3 protein-coding genes are annotated in these 3,007 nt (G+C 73.3%); all 3 read right to left on the bottom strand.

The features are described 5' to 3' along the window. On the bottom strand, positions 1-1,092 hold a 1,092-nt coding region (menC, locus tag ABZZ04_RS39365; RefSeq protein ID WP_356937047.1), incomplete at its 3' end, for an o-succinylbenzoate synthase. Beyond that, the gene (locus ABZZ04_RS39360; RefSeq protein WP_356937046.1) at positions 1,089-1,940 is read right to left on the bottom strand and encodes a GNAT family N-acetyltransferase; all 852 of its coding nucleotides are present in this window, start codon (positions 1,938-1,940) and stop codon (positions 1,089-1,091) included. The genes ABZZ04_RS39360 and menC, both read right to left, overlap by 4 nt. After that, on the bottom strand, positions 1,937-3,007 hold a 1,071-nt coding region (locus ABZZ04_RS39355; protein ID WP_356937045.1), incomplete at its 5' end, for a M20 family metallopeptidase. The genes ABZZ04_RS39355 and ABZZ04_RS39360, both read right to left, overlap by 4 nt.

The following is a 3,007-nucleotide window of genomic DNA, read 5'->3' as shown; positions in this document are numbered from 1 at the left end:
CGGGGACCCGGTGGTGACCTCGGCCAGTTGTCCGGGGACCGGGGAGATTCCGATGCCGGGTCCGCGGGGCACGGTCAGGTGGCCGTCCTCCAGTACGAACGGTTCGGTGATGTCGGTCCGGTAGTACCGGTCGGAGGCGGAGGTGTCGCCGGGCAGGGTGAAGCCGGGCAGGGCGGCGAGCGCGACGTTGGCGGCCCGGCCGAGACCGGTCTCCAGCATGCCTCCGCACCAGACCGGGACGCCGTTGGCGGCGCACACGTCGTGGATCCGCCGCGCCTCCAGGTAGCCGCCGACCCTGCCCGGTTTGATGTTGACGACCGAGCAGGCGCCCATCGCGATCGCGTCGGCCGCCGAACGGGCGGAGACCACGGACTCGTCCAGGCAGATGGGGGTGCGCACCCGCCGGGCGAGTTCCGCGTGGCCCCTGAGGTCCTCCTCGTCCAGGGGCTGTTCGATCAGCAGCAGCCCGTACGGGTCGAGCCGGGCCAGCTGCGCGGCGTCGGCCAGGGTGTAGGCGGTGTTGGCGTCCACCTGGAGCAGCACGTCGTCGCCGAAGCGTTCCCGGACCGCGCGCACCGGCGCCACGTCCCAGCCGGGTTCGATCTTCAGCTTGATCCGCCGGTAGCCCTCGGCGAGGTAGCCGTCGACGGCGTCGAGGAGGGCGGGGACGGAGTCCATGATGCCGACCGACACCCCGGCCGGCACCCGCTCGGCCGTCGCTCCCAGCCACTGGCCCATCGACAGGCCGTGGGTGCGCAGCCAGGCGTCCAGGACCGCGGTCTCCAGGGCGGCCTTGGCCATCCGGTGGCCCTTGAACGCGGCCAGTGCCGGGGCGACCGCCCACGGGTCCAGGCCGGGCAGGGCGGTGAGGGCGGGCACGAAGTAGCTGCGCAGTACGTCCGCGGCGCCCGCGGTGTATTCCGGGGAGTACAGCGGGTCGGTCATGGTGACGCATTCGCCGTAGCCCTCCTGCTCCCCGGTCTCGACCCTGACCAGCAGGATCTCCCGCGTGGTCATCGTGGCGAACGAGGTCCGGAACGGTGCGACCAGCGGCATCGCGATCCGGCGCAGTTCCACACCTGCGAGTTTCATGTCCGGTTCTCCTGACGTCTTTCGATCACGTACCGGCCGTCCCGGGTGAATCCGGTGACGGCATGTCCCCCGGCCATCAGCCCGCCGAGCACCTCGCGCAACGCATACCGCCACTCACGGGCGAGTGACGGGGCGGTCCGGCGCAGTTCCTCCGCCTCCGCCGGAATCCGGACCAGGACAATGCCGCCCTCCAGATCCCCGACGACGGGACGGCCATCGGGCCCGGCCTCCAGCCCGACCACCGTGCGGGGGCCCGTGACGTCGGCGGTGACGGTGCGGGGGATGCCGGTGGCGGATCCGGCGGCGCGCGGACCGGTCAGTTCCCAGCGGACCATCAGCCGGTCCGTCTCGGTCCCCGCGTTGACCTCGTCCTGCATGCTGCCGTAGAAGTCGGGCAGGTACTCGCTGGGTTCCGCACCCAGCTTGGCCAGGTTGAAGTAGGCGTTGCGGCTGATCAGCGGGTCGAAGGTCCAGGTGATCGTGGTGATGCCGCGGGCCAGGGCCCAGGCCCGCTGATGCTGCTTGACCGCGAAGCCGACGTTGCGGCCCCGGACACTGCCGTCCACCCCGGCCACATGCGAGTGCAGTCCCCCGGCGGCCAGGAAGCCCAGGCAGAACCCGACCATCCGCCCGTCCCGGTGGACACCCGCGACATAGCTGCCGGAGTGCGCGAAGACCCGCAGCAGCTCCGGCGGGATCAGCGGGCTGCCGGAAGCGGGCCGCCAGATCCGGTCCAGCACCCGGCACGCCTCGTGCATCTCCTCCGGCCCGTGCAGCTCCGACACGGTCACGCCCGCCCGGCGCGCCGCCAGGTCCGCGGCATCCGCCGCCGCTCGTGTCCCGCTCACCCGGCCGCTCCGCCCGGTCCGGCCGGCGGTCCGCTGACCAGCGCCGCCACCAGGCGGGCCACCAGGGCCGTGCGGCGGGGCAGTTCGGCGACGACCACATGCTCGTCGTCGGCGTGCGCCCCGCCGCCCACGGCCCCGAGCCCGTCGAGCGTGGGGGTGCCCGCCCCGGCGGTGAGGTTGCCGTCGGACGCGCCACCGACCGCCACCCCGCGCAGGGTTCCGAAGCCGAGCTCCGCGTAGTGACGGCGGGCCAGTTCGAACAGTGCGGCCGACGCGCTGGCCGGCAGCGGCGGCCGGTCCGGGCCGCCGGTGAAGGTGAGCGAGGCGCCCTCGGTCACCGGCCGCAGAGCCCGCACGGCACGGTCCACCCGGTCCTGCTCCGCGGCCGTCGCCACCCGTACGTCGACCATCAGCCGGGCCGTGTCGGGCACCGTGTTGCGAGTGGTGCCCGACGAGGCGACGGTCGGAGTCACCGTGGTGCCGGCCGCCGGATCGGCAAGCTCGGACAACGCGAGCACCTGGTGGGCCAGTTCGGTGGTGGTGTTGATGCCGCGATGGGGTTCGAGACCGGCGTGCGCCGCACGTCCGGCGATGCCCAGCCCGTAGCCGGACATGCCCTTGCGCGCGGTCTTCAGCGCGCCGCCCTCGCTCGCCTCCAGGACGAGCACGGCCCGGGTGCGGCGGGCCTCGTCCTCGATCAGGGCACGCGAGGCGGGGGCACCGATCTCCTCGTCCCCGGTGAGCAGCACCGACACCCCGTCCAGACCGTCCAGCACCGACAGGGCGTGGAACAGCTGCACCACCCCCGCCTTCATGTCGAAGCAGCCGGGCCCGGTCACCCGGCCCCCGGTGATCCCGAAGGGGTGGGTGGCCAGGGAACCCACCGGCCACACCGTGTCGAAGTGGCCGAGCAACAGCACCCGGTCACCGGAACCGAACCGCCAGCGCAGGGCGGGCCGCCCCGAACCATCGACCCACTCGGGCGCCACACCGGTCAACCGGGCACCGAGACCGGCGACGACCCCCGCACAACCGACAACCGCAGCCAAGTCCTCACTGGGCGACTC

The sequence above is a fragment of the Streptomyces sp. NPDC006435 genome, from assembly GCF_040612315.1.
Classification (GTDB): domain Bacteria; phylum Actinomycetota; class Actinomycetes; order Streptomycetales; family Streptomycetaceae; genus Streptomyces.
The sequence above is the reverse complement of the archived record's forward strand: the minus strand, read 5'-3'. Positions and strand labels throughout refer to the sequence as shown.